The organism is Alienimonas californiensis (genome assembly GCF_007743815.1).
GTDB lineage: Bacteria > Planctomycetota > Planctomycetia > Planctomycetales > Planctomycetaceae > Alienimonas > Alienimonas californiensis.
This window is the reverse complement of the sequence record NZ_CP036265.1, coordinates 5,114,788-5,128,905: the sequence shown is the minus strand read 5'-3', so window position 1 is coordinate 5,128,905 and position 14,118 is coordinate 5,114,788. Positions and strand designations below refer to the sequence as shown.

The 14,118-nt window shown below is 71.3% G+C and carries 14 protein-coding genes; 9 read left to right on the top strand and 5 right to left on the bottom strand.

Annotation, left to right across the window (positions count from 1 at the left end):
- Positions 1-60 precede the first annotated feature (60 nt).
- The 8 genes from CA12_RS20390 to CA12_RS20355 all read left to right on the top strand — a co-directional run bounded on the left by CA12_RS20390 (position 61) and on the right by CA12_RS20355 (position 7,429).
- Complete coding sequence (locus CA12_RS20390; RefSeq protein ID WP_145360965.1) at positions 61-819, top strand: MBL fold metallo-hydrolase; 759 nt, start codon at positions 61-63, stop codon at positions 817-819.
- Positions 820-1,114: 295 nt separating this feature from the next.
- Complete coding sequence (locus CA12_RS20385; RefSeq protein WP_145360964.1) at positions 1,115-1,393, top strand: CPXCG motif-containing cysteine-rich protein; 279 nt, start codon at positions 1,115-1,117, stop codon at positions 1,391-1,393.
- Between the two features lie 158 nt (positions 1,394-1,551).
- A complete protein-coding gene (gene rpmF / locus CA12_RS20380) occupies positions 1,552-1,734 on the top strand; it encodes a 50S ribosomal protein L32 (RefSeq protein WP_145360963.1) in 183 nt (60 codons plus the stop codon).
- 90 nt (positions 1,735-1,824) lie between these two features.
- Positions 1,825-2,961 (top strand): phosphate acyltransferase PlsX, encoded by a 1,137-nt coding sequence (gene plsX, locus CA12_RS20375; RefSeq protein WP_242688054.1) that lies wholly within the window; start codon positions 1,825-1,827, stop codon positions 2,959-2,961.
- Positions 2,958-3,863, top strand: coding sequence for an ACP S-malonyltransferase (gene fabD, locus CA12_RS20370; RefSeq protein ID WP_145360962.1), 906 nt, complete (start codon positions 2,958-2,960; stop codon positions 3,861-3,863). The genes plsX and fabD overlap by 4 nt, the downstream gene beginning before the upstream one ends.
- Before the next feature lie 239 nt (positions 3,864-4,102).
- Complete coding sequence (gene acpP / locus CA12_RS20365; RefSeq protein WP_145360961.1) at positions 4,103-4,351, top strand: acyl carrier protein; 249 nt, start codon at positions 4,103-4,105, stop codon at positions 4,349-4,351.
- 133 nt (positions 4,352-4,484) lie between these two features.
- Positions 4,485-5,741, top strand: coding sequence for a beta-ketoacyl-ACP synthase II (fabF, locus tag CA12_RS20360; RefSeq protein WP_145360960.1), 1,257 nt, complete (start codon positions 4,485-4,487; stop codon positions 5,739-5,741).
- Between the two features lie 332 nt (positions 5,742-6,073).
- Entirely contained in the window at positions 6,074-7,429 is a 1,356-nt protein-coding gene (locus CA12_RS20355) for a beta-ketoacyl-[acyl-carrier-protein] synthase family protein (protein ID WP_145360959.1), read from the top strand.
- A 19-nt stretch (positions 7,430-7,448) separates the two neighbouring features.
- Here the strand turns inward: CA12_RS20355 and CA12_RS20350 are convergent, their stop codons facing one another.
- Positions 7,449-8,147, bottom strand: coding sequence for a PDZ domain-containing protein (locus tag CA12_RS20350; RefSeq protein ID WP_145360958.1), 699 nt, complete (start codon positions 8,145-8,147; stop codon positions 7,449-7,451).
- Positions 8,148-8,550: 403 nt separating this feature from the next.
- Here CA12_RS20350 and tpx point away from each other — a divergent pair, with 403 nt between their 5' ends.
- The gene (gene tpx / locus CA12_RS20345) at positions 8,551-9,057 is read left to right on the top strand and encodes a thiol peroxidase (protein ID WP_145360957.1); all 507 of its coding nucleotides are present in this window, start codon (positions 8,551-8,553) and stop codon (positions 9,055-9,057) included.
- A gap of 86 nt (positions 9,058-9,143) precedes the next feature.
- Here tpx and ruvB read toward each other — a convergent pair whose 3' ends face one another.
- The 4 genes from ruvB to CA12_RS20325 all read right to left on the bottom strand — a co-directional run bounded on the left by ruvB (position 9,144) and on the right by CA12_RS20325 (position 14,041).
- Complete coding sequence (ruvB, locus tag CA12_RS20340; protein ID WP_145361682.1) at positions 9,144-10,259, bottom strand: Holliday junction branch migration DNA helicase RuvB; 1,116 nt, start codon at positions 10,257-10,259, stop codon at positions 9,144-9,146.
- 228 nt (positions 10,260-10,487) lie between these two features.
- The gene (locus CA12_RS20335) at positions 10,488-11,681 is read right to left on the bottom strand and encodes an FmdB family zinc ribbon protein (RefSeq protein WP_145360956.1); all 1,194 of its coding nucleotides are present in this window, start codon (positions 11,679-11,681) and stop codon (positions 10,488-10,490) included.
- Between the two features lie 118 nt (positions 11,682-11,799).
- Positions 11,800-12,891 (bottom strand): zinc ribbon domain-containing protein, encoded by a 1,092-nt coding sequence (locus tag CA12_RS20330; RefSeq protein ID WP_145360955.1) that lies wholly within the window; start codon positions 12,889-12,891, stop codon positions 11,800-11,802.
- Positions 12,892-12,922: 31 nt separating this feature from the next.
- Positions 12,923-14,041 carry a hypothetical protein gene (locus tag CA12_RS20325; RefSeq protein WP_145360954.1) on the bottom strand — a complete coding sequence of 373 codons (1,119 nt, stop codon included), beginning with the start codon at positions 14,039-14,041 and terminating at the stop codon, positions 12,923-12,925.
- Between the last annotated feature and the right edge of the window lie 77 nt (positions 14,042-14,118).

The following is a 14,118-nucleotide window of genomic DNA, read 5'->3' as shown; positions in this document are numbered from 1 at the left end:
CCCGCCCCCGACGAACGACAGGCTGATGCCCAGAATTCGGTTGCTCCGGGGGGCGGACGGGTGAACGTCGAGTTCCTCGGCACCGGCGGGTATCACCCCGACGCGCACCGGCACACCACCTGCGTGCTGCTGCCGGACCGGGGGCTCTGTATCGACGCCGGCTCCGCCTTCTTTCGGGCGCCGGAGCGGCTGGCGGCTCACGGGGTCACCGAGCTGGACCTCGTGCTGACGCACGCCCACCTCGATCACGTGATGGGGCTGACGTTCCCACTAGCCCATATCGAGCGTGGCACGCTCACGGCGGTGCGAATCCACGGCCGACGGGAGAAGCTGGACGCGGTTCGCGAGCATCTGTTCGCCTGCGATCTGTTCCCGGTCCTGCCGCCGATCTATTCCTGGCACCCGTTGCCGGAAAAGGCCGCCGGGACACTGCCCGTGGCCGACGGACTGCTGCACTTCCGGGAACAGGTCCACCCCGGCGGCAGCCTCGGGCTGCGATTTGAAACAGGCGGGAAGCGGTTCGTGTTTTGTACCGACACCGCGCCGGCGCCCGAGACGGCCGCGTTCGCCGCCGACGCGGACCTGTTCGTCCACGAATGCAACTTCCCCGACGGTTGGGAAGACCTCGCCACGCGCACCGGCCACAGCACGTTGTCGCCGGTGCTCGATCTGGCCCGCCATGCGCGGGCGCAGCGGACCCTGCTGGTGCACGTCAGCCCCGACGCCGCCGACCCCGCCGACCCGGTCGGGCTGGGGGAGGCGCACGATCCCCCGCCGGGCGCCGCCGTGGCGGTCGACGGCCTGCGGGTCACGCTGTGAAGAGCGAGCGGCGCCCTGAAAAGTCGGACCGTGCGAACGTCGCGCGACGGTCGACCGGGGCCGCGGACTCTCTTCGACTATTTCTTGTGGCGGATCTTGGCGCGCATCCGCCGCTTCTTACGACCGATTTTGCGACGACCTTTGCCGGACTTCTTGGTACCCATACGCGGGGTGGCTCCTGTGTTGAGGGCGGCGGGGGCCGCGGGAAACGGTGGGGGAGTCCTACAGTGTATGCTGATTCGACTGCTTCCGTAAACCGGCGGGGGCTTCCCGCCCCGGACTGGGAGGCGCTTCCATGACGCCCGATCCGTTTGATCTCGCCGCTCGATTCGCCGCGCCGCCGGCGTCAGCCCGGCCGGGGCGGGGGGAAGAAGAGGAGGGCGAGTCGCCGGCCGCGGACGAAGCCGCCTACATCTGCGACGCCTGCGGGGAGGAGATCGTCGTGCCCGTCGATCCGGCCGCCGGGGCGAAGCAGGAGTACGTCGAAGATTGCCCGGTCTGTTGCCGCCCGAATCTGTTGAGGATCTCCGTGGGACCGGACGGGTCGGTGCGGTGCACGGCGCGGCCGGAGTAGCCTCGCGAATCCTCGGCGGGCGATCGGTTGTCGAGTCAATCGGTCCCGTCTATGCTGCGCGGCCCGCAGGCGACCGTGCGGTCGCCGCTCCGTCGTTCTTTCGTGCGTCCATCGGCCCGCTCGCGGCGGTCCCGCGGGCGCGACGTGGATAAAAGACCATGGCCGTTCCTAAAAGGCGTACCTCGAAGGCCCGCAAGCGGAAGCGGCGGAGCCACATGAGCCGCACCGCCCCTCCCGTTGCCCCCTGTAGCCAGTGCGGCACGGCGCGCCCGACGCACGTCGTCTGCCCGAACTGCGGGTTCTACATGGGTCGCACCCTGGTCGAGGCGGACGACGAGTAAGCCTCTTCGGGCGGCGTTCTTGTTCCGCCCGCGCCTGCCTCACCCGTCGTTCGCTCACCCGGGCGGACCGTACCGTTGTCGAAGGTCAGTGTGACCGATTCTCCCTCAGCCGCCGGCCCGGCTTTGCATGATCCTGCTTTCGCCCCGGGCTCGACGCCCGGGGGCGTCACCCGCGTCGCGTTGGACGCCATGGGCGGCGACGACGCGCCTGGTCCCAACCTCGACGGCGCCCGCCTTGCGCTGGCCGAGGATCCGGATCTGCACGTCGTGCTGGTCGGCGACGAGAGCGTCGTCCGGCCTGCGGTGGAGGGCGGCGACGACTTCGGCGGGCGATTGACCTTTGAGGTCTCGCACGGCGTCGTCGGGATGGAGGAGAAGCCGACCGCCGCCTTGCGGGCCAAGCCTCGCTGTTCGATCACCGTCTGCTGGACGCTCATGGCGGAGCGGCGCGTCGACGCCGTCGTCTCCGCCGGCAATACCGGCGCCGTCGTTGCCGCCGGGTTGCGGACGCGGCTGTTTCTTAAGGGCGTGAAGCGCCCCGGGATCGCGGTCACGTTGCCGACCCTCCGCGGGCGGTCGATTCTCCTGGACGTCGGCGCCAACCCGCTCGCCAAGCCGGAGCACCTGTTGCAATACGGCGTGATGGGCGCCGTGCTGGCCCGTGAGGTGCTGGGCATCCCGAAGCCGCGGATCGGGCTGATGAACATCGGCTCCGAGGACGGCAAGGGGAACGAACTCTACCGGCAGACGCACGACCTGTTGCGGTCCAGTCGGGCGACCGCCGGCGACTACGTCGGCAACGTGGAGGGGCGGGGGCTCTACCGCGGCGAAGCGGACGTGCTGGTCTGCGAAGGCTTCGTCGGGAACGTCACGCTGAAGGTTTCCGAGGGCATCGCCGAGTTCCTGATGACCGCCGCCGCCGGGCAGGTGCTGGGCGACCTCAAGCAAAACGCCGGCGCCCTGGGCGAGGCCGCCCCCGCGGCGATGGCCACGGCGAAGGCCAGTTTCGAGTCGCTCGGCAATCGCTTCCGCTACAGCAAGGTGGGCGGGGCGCCGCTGCTGGGGATCGACGGCACCTGCATCATCTCGCACGGCTCCAGCGACGCGACCGCGATCCAAAACGCATTAGCGGCCGTCGAACTGTTCCGGCACGCCCATCTCAACGAGCGCATGGCCGAGGCCTTGGCCGCGCTGCAAACCGTCCCCGCCGCCCCGCCCGCTTCCTGATGACGACTGCGCTGCTCTTTCCGGGGCAGGGAGCCCAGACCGTCGGGATGGGCGCCGCCCTCCGGGCGGACTACCCCGCCGCCCGCGATCTCTACGACCGCGCCGCCGAGGTTCTCGGTTACGACCTCGCCGCGCTCTGTGAAAACGGCCCGGCAGAGAAGTTAAACGCGACGGACGTTTCGCAGCCGGCCCTGTACGTCTCCGGCTACGCCGCCCTGGAAAAGCTGAAGGCCGAACACCCCGAGGCATTGGCGGACGTGTCGCACGTCGCCGGGTTGAGCCTCGGGGAATACACCGCCCTGGCGTTCGCCGAGGCGTTCGACTTTGAAGACGGCCTGCGGGTCGTGCAGGCCCGCGGCCGGGCGATGCAGGCCGCGGCGGAGGCGACGTCCTCCGGCATGGTCTCCGCCCTGCTGCTGGACCGCGATGCGGTGCAGGGGGTGCGGGACGCGGCCGCCGGCGACGAGGTGCTGGAACTGGCGAACTTTCTCTGCCCCGGCAACACGGTGCTCTCCGGCGAATCGGCGGCGATCGCCCGGGCGATCGAGGAAATCGAGAAGGCCGGGGGCCGGCCGATCCCGCTCGCGGTCGCGGGGGCGTTCCACACGTCGCTGATGAAGCCCGCCGACGAACGACTCGCCGCGGCCCTGGACGCGGTGGAGATTCGCCCGCCGAAGGTTCCGGTGGTGTCGAACGTCGACGCCGCCCCGCACACCGATCCGGCGGAGATCCGCGATTTGCTCGTCCGCCAGGTGCTCGCTCCGGTTCGTTGGGAAGATTCGATCCGGGCGATGATGGCGGCCGGCGTGGATCGCTTTTTTGAGGTCGGCACCGGCCGCGTGCTGACGGGCCTGCTCAAGCGGATTGATCGCAAGACGCCCTGCACGGCCGTCGGCGACTGACGGAGTCCGCGCCGCCGGCCTTGCCGGCCCGCCCCCACCGGGAAGCCGTGTCCCCGGGGGCGTTGCGGTAGACACCCTTTCGCGGCACCGTTAGAACCTGACCGGTCGGTGGCGTATGGTGTGGGCTCCAATGAGTCCCCCGGCGCGACCGCCGTTTTTCCACCCGCCGGCGGCCGTGAGCGGTTCCGGTTCCCGACGTACAACTTTGCCGCCTCCGCGCGGCGACCCGAGGATTACCCGTGGCTGCCGAAGCGACCGAAGAAAAAGTCATCCAGATCGTCTCCGACCAGCTCGGCGTGCCGGTCGAAGAGGTTTCTCGCGAGAGCAAATTCGTCGACGACCTGAAGGCCGACAGCCTGGACCTGGTCGAGTTGGGGATGGAGTTCGAAGATACCTTCGATATCACCATCCCGGACGAGGACTACGAGAAAATCCAGACCGTCGGCGACGCCGTCGACTACATCGAACAGCGCCAGTCCGAGGGTTGAACCCGAGGCTGTCGCCGCCCGTGCGGGGTCGTTGCCCGCGTCGGGTTCCCCGTCGTTCCGTCTCGTCCGCCGGCTCTCTAGGCCGGCGTGACGCCCCGCCGTGAGTGAGCATACCTCCGTGAGTAGCGATCGGGTGACCCGTTCGACCGAACTACGCCGCGTCGCCGTCACCGGCGGGTCGGTCATCTCCACCCTCGGGCACTCCCGCCAGGAGTTCTGGGAGCGCTGCGCCGCCGGCAAGAGCGGCGTGTCGCGGATCGGTCGCTTCGTGCCGGACGAATTCAAAGTCCATTTCGCCGGTGAGGTGAAGGACTTTGACGCCGCTGCGATGGTCGACGTGCCGGAGAAAGAGCTGCGGCGGATGGACCGCTTCGTCCAGTTCGCCGTCGTCGCCGCCGACCGGGCTTTGAAGGAAGCCGGACTGGAGCGGGACTCCGGCGACGCCACCCGCCGCGGCGTGCTCGTCGGCAGCGGGATCGGCGGCCTGCACGAGATCGAGGAGCAGCACCGCACGCTGTTCGAACGCGGCCCCCGCCGGGTCAGCCCGTTCATGATTCCTAAGCTGATGGTCAACGCCGCCAGCGGGAACATCTCCTACCTGTACAACCTCAAGGGGCCGAACAGTGCCGTCGCCACGGCCTGCGCCAGCGCCACCAACGCCATCGGCGACGCCTTCCGGCTGATCCAGCACGGGCAGGCGGACGTGATGGTCACTGGCGGCAGCGAGGCGGCCATCACCCCGATGGGCGTCTCCGGCTTCGCCCGGATGAACGCCCTCTCCAACCGCAACGACGCCCCCTCGCTGGCCTCCCGGCCCTTCGATAAGGACCGCGACGGCTTCGTCCTCGGCGAGGGCGCCGGCATCATGATCCTGGAAGACTGGGAGCACGCCCTCAAACGCGGGGCGACCATCCTGGCGGAGGTGCTCGGCTACGGCATGAGCAGCGACGCCTACCACATGACCGCCCCCGACCCCGAGGGTCGCGGCGCCGGCCGGGCGATGACCTTCGCCATCGCCGACGCCGGGCTGAACGTCGAGGACATTCAGTACGTCAACGCCCACGGCACCAGCACCCCGCTGGGCGACAAGGCGGAGACCGCGGCGATCAAGACGGTGTTCGGCCATCACGCCAAAAAGCTGGCCGTCAGCAGCACCAAATCGCAGATCGGCCACCTGCTGGGCGCCAGCGGCGGGGTCGAAACGATCGCCTGCCTGATGGCCCTCACCGAGCAGGCCGCCCCGCCGACGATCAACCTCGACGAGCCCGGCGAAGGCTGCGACCTCGACTACGTCCCCCACGAGGCCCGGCCGATGCCGATCAAGGCCGTGCTGAACAACTCCTTCGGCTTCGGCGGCCACAACGCCTGCCTGGTGTTGGGCAAGGCGTGAGCCGGTGAGCCCCGAGCGTCGAGAGGCGGCCGCCCGGCCGGCGACGATCGGACGGGTCCCCGCTGATCGCCTCGGCTGGACCGCGTGGGGCTCCTCCGGTGCCCTGGCGATCGCGTTCAGCTTGAGCGGGCGGGCCTGGAAGAAACGTGCCGGTCGTGCCGGGGACCGAGTTTCCCACGTTGTTCGCCGCGCCGTTCGTCCTGCTTGCTGGCGGCCTCCTCGGGTTTGTCCTCGCGACGTGGCGCAATCGAACGTCCGCCACAACCGACGTTGACCGCCCGGCGACTCGCGCCGATGCTTCGACCCCTGCCGGCACCGACTGAACAGCCCAGATGAGCGCCTCGAATCCAGCCAGCCACGGCTCCCGCCGCCGCGTCGTCATTACCGGGATCGGGGTCGTCAGCCCGCTGGGCATCGGCGTGCAGTCGTTTCTAGAGGCCCTGAAGGCCAAGCGCAGCGGCGTGGACGTCATCACCGATGTGATGGACGCCTCCGCGGCGCCCGGGAACGTCGGCGGGGAGATCCCCGGCTTCGACGACGGCGTCACCAAGGAGGCGATGCCCAAGAAGCAGCGGAAATTCATCAAGGTGATGTGCCGGGAGATCGAACTCGGCGTCGTCTCCGCCCTGCACGCCGTGGAGCATAGCGGCCTAGACCTGGACGCCATCGACCGCAGTCGGATGGGCGTGGACTTCGGGGCGAACCTGATGTTCAGCCCCCCCCACGTGCTGGCGGAGCCCGCCGTCGTCTGCTGCGATCCGAGGCCCACCGAGGCGCACGAGTCCGGCCTGGTCCCGCGGTTCGATCTCGACCGCTGGGGGTCGCAGGGCATGAAGATGCTGGAGCCGCTCTGGCTGCTCAACTATCTGCCGAACATGCCGGCCTGCCACATCGGCATCGCCCTGGACGCCCGCGGCCCCAGCAACTCCCTGACGATGGGCGGGGCGAGCGGCAACCTGGCGTTGTCCGAGGCCGCTCGGATCATCGAACGCGGCCGGGCCGACGTGATGGTCGCGGGCACCACCGGCACCCATCTGCACCCGGTCCGCACGCTGAACGTCGAGCTCTTCGGCGATCTTGCCGACGGCGACGGTCCGCCGGGCTCGTGGTGCAAACCGTGGGACGCCCACCGCTCCGGCCAGGTCGTCGGCGAGGCGGCCTGCACCGTGATTCTTGAAGAACGCGAACACGCCGAGGCCCGCGGGGCGACGATCTACGGCGAATTGCTCGGCTTCGGCTCCGGCTGCGTCTCCACGCTGAACGCCACCGGTCAGCTCGCGAAAGCGTACGCCGTCGCCGGTCGGGCGGCGCTGCGGGACGCGGACCTGTCCCCGGCCGATCTCGGTCACGTCAACGGGCACGGCGTCGGCACCCGCGACGCAGACGCCGAGGAGTGCCGCGGCCTCTCGGATCTGCTGGCGGGGGCGCCCGTGCCGATCACCGGGCTGAAGGGCTTTACCGGCAACGCGGGCTCCGGCAGCGGCGTGCAGGAACTGGTCGCCAGCCTGCTGATGCTCCGCGAGGGCCTGATCCCCGTCTGCCTGAACCACGACTCCGCCGACGGCGACTGCGGCGAGTTGCAGTTCGTCGCCGGCGATCACCGGCCGGACGGCGGCAACAAGGTGTTCCTGAACCTCAACGGCACCCGCGGCGGCCAGGCCAGCGCCGCGATCGTCCGGGCGGAGTAAAGGCCCGGTTCGGCCGGCGTCACTCGTCCTGATCGCGGCTCCGCGGCAGGTCGCGGACCGGATCGTCGGCCTCAGCCTCGTCGATCATGTCGTCGAACGTCCCTCGGAACGGGAACGGCCGCGGGTCGACCGGGCGGGGGATGCCCGGGCGTCCGTGGCCGATACGGACGTCGACGTTCAGCAGTTGCCGGTTCCGCACGTTCTGAACGAGCAGCGTGACCTCTCCGCCCCGGCCGGCCCGGCGGCGGATCTCCTGCCCGAGCGGGTACAGCCGGCCGCGGACGTATCCGACCTGAAACCCGTCCACGGTGAGGATGCGGTCGCCGCGTTCCAGCCCCGTCCGGGCGGCCGGGCTGTTCGGGATCACGCCGGTCACCGTCACGCCCTCGCTGGTGTTGTAGGCGTACACGCCGAACACGGAGTCGCGGTCGTCCGGCGGAACCAGTTGCGGTTCGATGCGGCCCCCGCCGTCGCGGCCCCGCCGGTCGCCCCGGTCGCGCTCCCCGGGACGATCCGCGGGGCGATCGTCGCGTTGCCGGGCGGGCTCGCCGGGGGCGTCGGGCATGCCGTCCAGCGTGCCGCGGTCGGAGCGTTCGCCCGGCGGTTCGGCAACCCCCCGGGTGCGGAGCGGTCCGGGCGTCGGCGGGTCGGCGGGCGCCGCCCCCTCCTGGGGGGCGAGCGGGGCGGCCAGGGCGACGATCAACAGCGGGGCGAACATCAGACGGCTTCCTGCGGGGGACGCGGCGGGCGGCGAGCCCTCACCCTACGCCACCCCGCGGCGCCCCTCCCGGGGACTCGTCGCGGCGGTGGGGCGGGGAATCTCCCCCGACTCACCCGGGCGGCATCCCGCTGGCCGTCCCCCCGCCACGTGAGCGGCGCGCCGTCGCAATCCTCCGCGCGCGGAGCGTAGGGCCGCGAAGCGATCGGCCCCGGAATGTCGGGCGCCGAACGGTTGGGGGTCGCACCGTTGTGGGGCGGACCGTTCGCCCCCATCCTGACGCCCCGCCGCGGAACCCCGGCGCGCCGACCGTCCGGTCCCCGGCCGGCGGCGCGCGGAGCCTTCACGCCCCGATCCTCCGCGGCCCCTCGTTTCACGCTTTCTCACCCGGAATCGCCCGCCCATGTCCGCCTCCGTCACCTTCAAAGGCGATCCCGTCGCCCTCGCCGGCCCCGAATTGAAAGCCGGCGACAAGGCCCCCGACTTCGCCCTGCAGGCGATCGACCTGTCCGAGGTCACGCTGGCCTCCGACGCCGGCTCCGCCCGCATCGTCGCGGTCGTGCCGAGTCTCGACACCAGCGTGTGCAGCAAGGAAACGAAGCGGTTCAACGACGCCGCGAAGAGCGATGCGAGCCTGAACGTCTACGCCGTCAGCTGCGATCTGCCCTTCGCCCAGAAGCGCTGGTGCGCCGCCGAGGGCGTGGAGAACGTCAAGGCCCTGTCCGACCACCGCACCGCCGCCTTCGGCGAGGCCTACGGGGTGAAGATCACCGGCGGCCCGCTGGACCGCGTGCTCTGCCGGGCTGTGTTCGTGATCGGCCCGGACGACACGCTCAAGCACGTCGAATACTGCTCCGAAATCGCCGAGGAGCCGAACTACGACGCCGCCTTCGCCGCCGCGAAAGGCTAAGCAAGGCGAGGCGAGCGGTGGGCGTCAGCCCTCCGTGTCCTCGATCGCGTGGGAACACACGGGGGGCTGACGCCCCCCGCTCGCCTTCAGAACAGCGATCCGCCGTCCGCGGCCCGGTCTAACCCGAGGTGCTCCCAAGCCCGCACGGTGGCGACGCGGCCGCGGCTGGTGCGCTGCATCAGACCGCAGCGGAGCAGGTACGGCTCGACTTCGTCCTCCAGCGTGTCCGTCGGCACGCTGAGGGCGTGCGACAGCGTGGAGAGCCCCACCGGCCCGCCGGCGAAGGCCTCAATGATCGTCCGCAGGTAGCGGCGGTCCTGATCCTCCAAGCCGAGGGCGTCCACTTCCCGCATCTCCAGCGCCCGGGCGGCCAGCGTCGGCGTGAGCACGCCGCGCTCCGAATGCACCTGGGTGAAGTCCCGGCACCACCGCAGCAGGTTGTTCGCCTTCCGCGGCGTGCCGCGGGAGCGGCGGGCGAGTTGCTCCGCGGCGTCGCCCTCGACCGTCAGGCCGAGCTTCGCGGCGTTCCGGCGCACGATCTCGGCCAGATCGGACACCTCGTAATATTCGACCCGCTCGTGATTCACGAAGCGGTCCCGCAGCGGGGCCGTCAGCATGCCGCTGCGCGTCGTGGCGCCGATGACGGTGAACGGTTCGATATTCAGGCTGACAGTGCGGGCGCCGGTGCCCTCGCCCATCACGATGTCGACGCGGAAGTCCTCCATCGCCGGGTAGAGGTACTCCTCGACGGCCGGCGGCAGCCGGTGGATTTCGTCGATGAACAACACCGAGCCCCGCGTGGCGCAGGTGAGGTACGCCACCAGATCGTGCGGCGCCCGCAGGGCCGGGCCGCTGGTGAACTGGATGTTCCCGGGGCCGCCGTCGGGGTCGAGTTCCCGCGGCACGACCGTGGCGAGCGTCGTCTTCCCCAGCCCCGGCGGACCGTCAAGCAACAGGTGTCCCAGCGGCTCGCCCCGGCGGCGGGCGGCGTCCAGGGTGATGCCCAGTCGCTCCACCACCTTCCGCTGCCCGACGACTTCGGAGAGCCGGCGGGGGCGGAGGCTGTTTTCGAACTCCGCGTCCGGGGTGCCGGGCGCCGGGGTGTCGTCCGGTTCGCCGCGGGACGTTCCCCGGGCGGGGCGGGGCGGGGGAGCGTCCTGCGGCTCGGCGTCGTCGCCGCGATAGGTGGGTTGGCGGGCCATCCGGGCCTGGGGAGATTTGGGGACCGTCAGGGCCGCCCGCACCGCGGCGGACGGTCGGGCGGTGCGGCGACTGCGGATCATGGCGGTGGGGTCGGCCGGCGGGGGATCATCGGCGGGCGGCGGCGGGGCGTCCAGCGGGCCGAACGCCACGGCCCACTTTAGTGGACGCCGGAACACCGTCAATAGGCCGCCGTTCCATCGCCCGCCGTTGAGGGCCCGTCGCCGATCTCACGCCCGCCGCGGGCCCGCGGCGTGGTTCCCGCTGATCTGCTCGTAGGCCGCCACGTTCAGGGCGCTGACGTACGGGATCGCGATCAACAGGCCGAGCCCGCAGGGAATCATTGCGACCAGCATGATCACGCCCTGGATCAGCGACAGCCCCAGCAGTGCCCAGCGGCTGCCGCGGGTCGCCGTCAGCGAGGCGGACAGCGGCGCCAGGCCGCTCATCTTGTAGTCCACGCAGAGGAACAGGTACGGCCAGAACAGCACGCCGATCACCAGCTGGACCAGACCCAGAACGCCGCTCGCCGCGGCCCAGGCAGGGTCGAAGTCAGTCCCCGGATTGCCCGGTCCCGGCTGGGCCAGCATTTCCAAGCCGATCATTTTCATGCCGCCGTCGCCGGTCGACGCTACGGCCCAGGCCAGCGTGCTCGGCAGCCCGGTCATCAAGGTGTAGACGACGGAGGTGAGGGCGGCGCTGGCCCAGACGCCGCGCTCGGCGAACAGGTCTTCAATCTTCGCCCGGCCGCGGCGGGCCAGGTTGATCCGCAGACGCACGAACCCGGCCAGCACGAAGGCGAACACCGCGACCGCCAACAGTTGGCCGATCTGAGAGACGCCGGTCAACACGAGCGTCTGTTCCGCGTCCGGCCGGCGGGGGGCGCCGGCCATCGCGTCGCCGATCTGACCGCTGGCGGCCATGCCGGCGAACTGGAACGGCATGCCGATCAGGCACCCGCCGAGCATCAGCAGGGCCCCGGTCAGCAGCGTGGCGCCCAGCATCAGGCCGAAGTGTTCGCGGAACAGCCGGTTCCCCTCTCGGAACGTCTCCCCGATCGAGACCGTCCCCACCCGCCGCCGGAACCGTCCGCCGGTCGCGGCGCGTTCGGGCGGCGCCTCGGTCGGCAGACGTTCGCCGCACACCGCACAGTGGACGGCGCCGAGGGAGTTGTCCGCCCCGCACATCGGGCAGGGGGTCGTCTCCGGGCGGGTCGGCGCCGGGGTCGGCGGCGGGGGAGCGACGCCGGTGTCCGGCACCGTGACGGGGTCGCCGCACTGCGGGCAGGCGGTCGTCTGCCCGGCCCGGCTCCGCAGCGTCCGCAGCTCCTTGCCGCAGGTCGTGCAGCGGAACAGCACCCGGTCCTCCTCCACCCGCGGCGGCACGGGTTCGGGCAGCGCGTCGGACGGTTCGTCGGCGGACATCGGCGGGGCGAAAGAGGCGGGGTGGGGGAAAACCGGGCGGGCAGCGAGTCACATTCCCCTGCCGCGAACGCCCCGACAACGATTCCGGATCAGACCGCCCGCCGGCGGGCGAAACCCGTCAGAGCAGCCCCTCCGGGTCGAGCGGCGCCGGGTCCTCCCGTTCCTCTTCGGTCCGGGCGACCCGGTCGTAGGCGTGGGCCAGCAGCAGGCCGGCCATCGGCCCGGTGACCGGCAACAGCAGGCCCCAGGGCAGGGTCCCGAGGACCAGCAGCGCCGCGGCGAGAAAGCCCGCCGCCAGCAGGGCGCCCCGGTGGCCGGCGGGTAGCGTCAGGCAGGCTTTCAACGGACGGACGTGGAGCAGATGCGGCCGATCGACGATCAGAAACGGCAACGGCCAGACCAGCAGCCAGACGAGCAGCGTGGGCGCCGCGACGGCGGCGATCCAGAGGGCCTGAACCAGATCGTACGACCCGGTCGCCCGCCGCAGATCCGACTCCACGGCGTCCATCAGGAACAACGCCGTCACCGCCTGCCCGGCGAGGACGAAGAGCGCGATCCCCCCGCACAGCAGCATCCGGCGTCGGCCGCGGGCCCGCCACAGCGGGGCGAATCGGGAGCCCTCGCCGCTGCGGCGCCCCCGCGGCAGCGCGTCGCGCACGGCGGCGAGGTGCAGGTTCGCCAAGCCCAGCGGCACGGCGGCGTTCAACGGCAGCGCCGCCAGCGCCCCGACGCCGTAGGCGATGAAAAAGCCCCACACCGCGCCCTCGCCCGCCCAGTTGTCCATCGCCCCGCCGAGGTACACGCCGCCGATTCCCAGCAGCACCTCGCTGACGAACAGCATGATCCACAGCAGTTCCGCCCCCAGCACGGCGAGGCCCAGCGTCCACCAGCGGCGGGCGTAGTCGCGGGCGGCGTCGACCACGATCGCCCCCAGCGTTGCGTCGGCCGCGCCGGCGCCGCCGGGGCGGTGGGAGGACTCGTCCGGGCCGGGGGACAGCGAGCCGAGCAATTCGCCGCACTGGCCGCAGGCGGGGGCGTCGGCGGCGACGGCGCTCCCGCAGACCGGGCAATGCGGTGCCACGGCCCGGCCGCCGGCGGCGATTTCGTTCGTCTCACCGCACTGGGGGCAGACGACCGTCCCGCCCTGCGGCGGCGCCGCCAACTCCCGCTGGCAGACGACGCAGGCGACGGTCGGCGGGGCGGCGGTCATGGCGGGAGGTAAGCCGGACGGCGGCGGAACGCTAGATCACCCCTTCGGGGTCCAGCACGCGGGGGCCGCGGGCGTCGGTCTCCGCACGGTCGAATCGGTCGTAGGCGTGGGCGAGCAGCAACCCGGCCAGCGGCCCGGTGAACGGCAGGCCGACGCCGCAGGGCAGGGCCCCGAGGAACAGGAGCCCGTACGCGGCGCCCCCGACCGCCAGATGCCCGCCCCACGACCCGGCCGGCATCTTCAGGCTCCACCACAGCGGCTTGACGTGCCCCACGTCCGGCCGGTCCACGCAGAGGAACGGCACCGGCCAAAACAGCAGGAAGACCCCGCCGTACACGGCCACGGGAATGAGGTACCCCAATAGCATCAGCGCGATCATCCCGCCGCCCGGGGGACCGCCGCCGGCGCCGTCGAAGATCAGGTACATCGCCCCGACCGTCGGGATCGCCGCCAGCACATAGGCGAAGACGGCGACGATCACGCTGCAGAGCATCATCCGCCAGATGCCCGGGGGGCGAAACAGCGTGCTCAACTCCGGCCGGCCGCGGACCGCTTCCAGATGCAGCCCGGCCAGCCCCAGCGTCATCCAGCTGTTCACCACCACGATCGCCACGAAGAGCAGGACCATCCACCCGACCATGATGACCCCAATGACGACCTCATTCGGCGGCCCCCCGCCGCCGCCGGCCGCGGCCATGCCGACGATCATCGCCACCCCCAGCCCCATGTAGAGCGTGAAGAACGTCCCGAACGAGATGGCGATGGCCAGCAGGACGGACGCCAGCAGGATGCCGAAGTGCTCCTTCCAGTCCTCGAAGGCCGCCGTCCACACGCTGCCGAGCGTCACCTCCGTCGGTCCGCTGCGTCCCTCGTGCCGGAGACGATCGTCGGGGCGATCGCCCAAATCGCCCAGCAGCTCGCCGCAGGAGGGGCAGGCGACGGCGTCCGGGCTCGACCGTTCCCCGCAGACCGGACAGAGGATCGCGGCGTCCCGGTCGTCGTCGCCCCCATCCTCCGCCAGCGGGGCGTTCGGCACCCGCACCCGATCGCCGCACTGCGGGCAGTCGGCCTCCGCTCCCGCCTTGCTGATCGGGGCGCGCAGCGACTTCCCGCACGTTTCGCAGTGAAACTCGATTTTGGGGGAGGTCAACGGCCGGCGCCGGACGGGGAGGCGGGGAAATGAGCGAATGCGGCAATCCGCCACGATCCCCGACTGACAACGCAGCC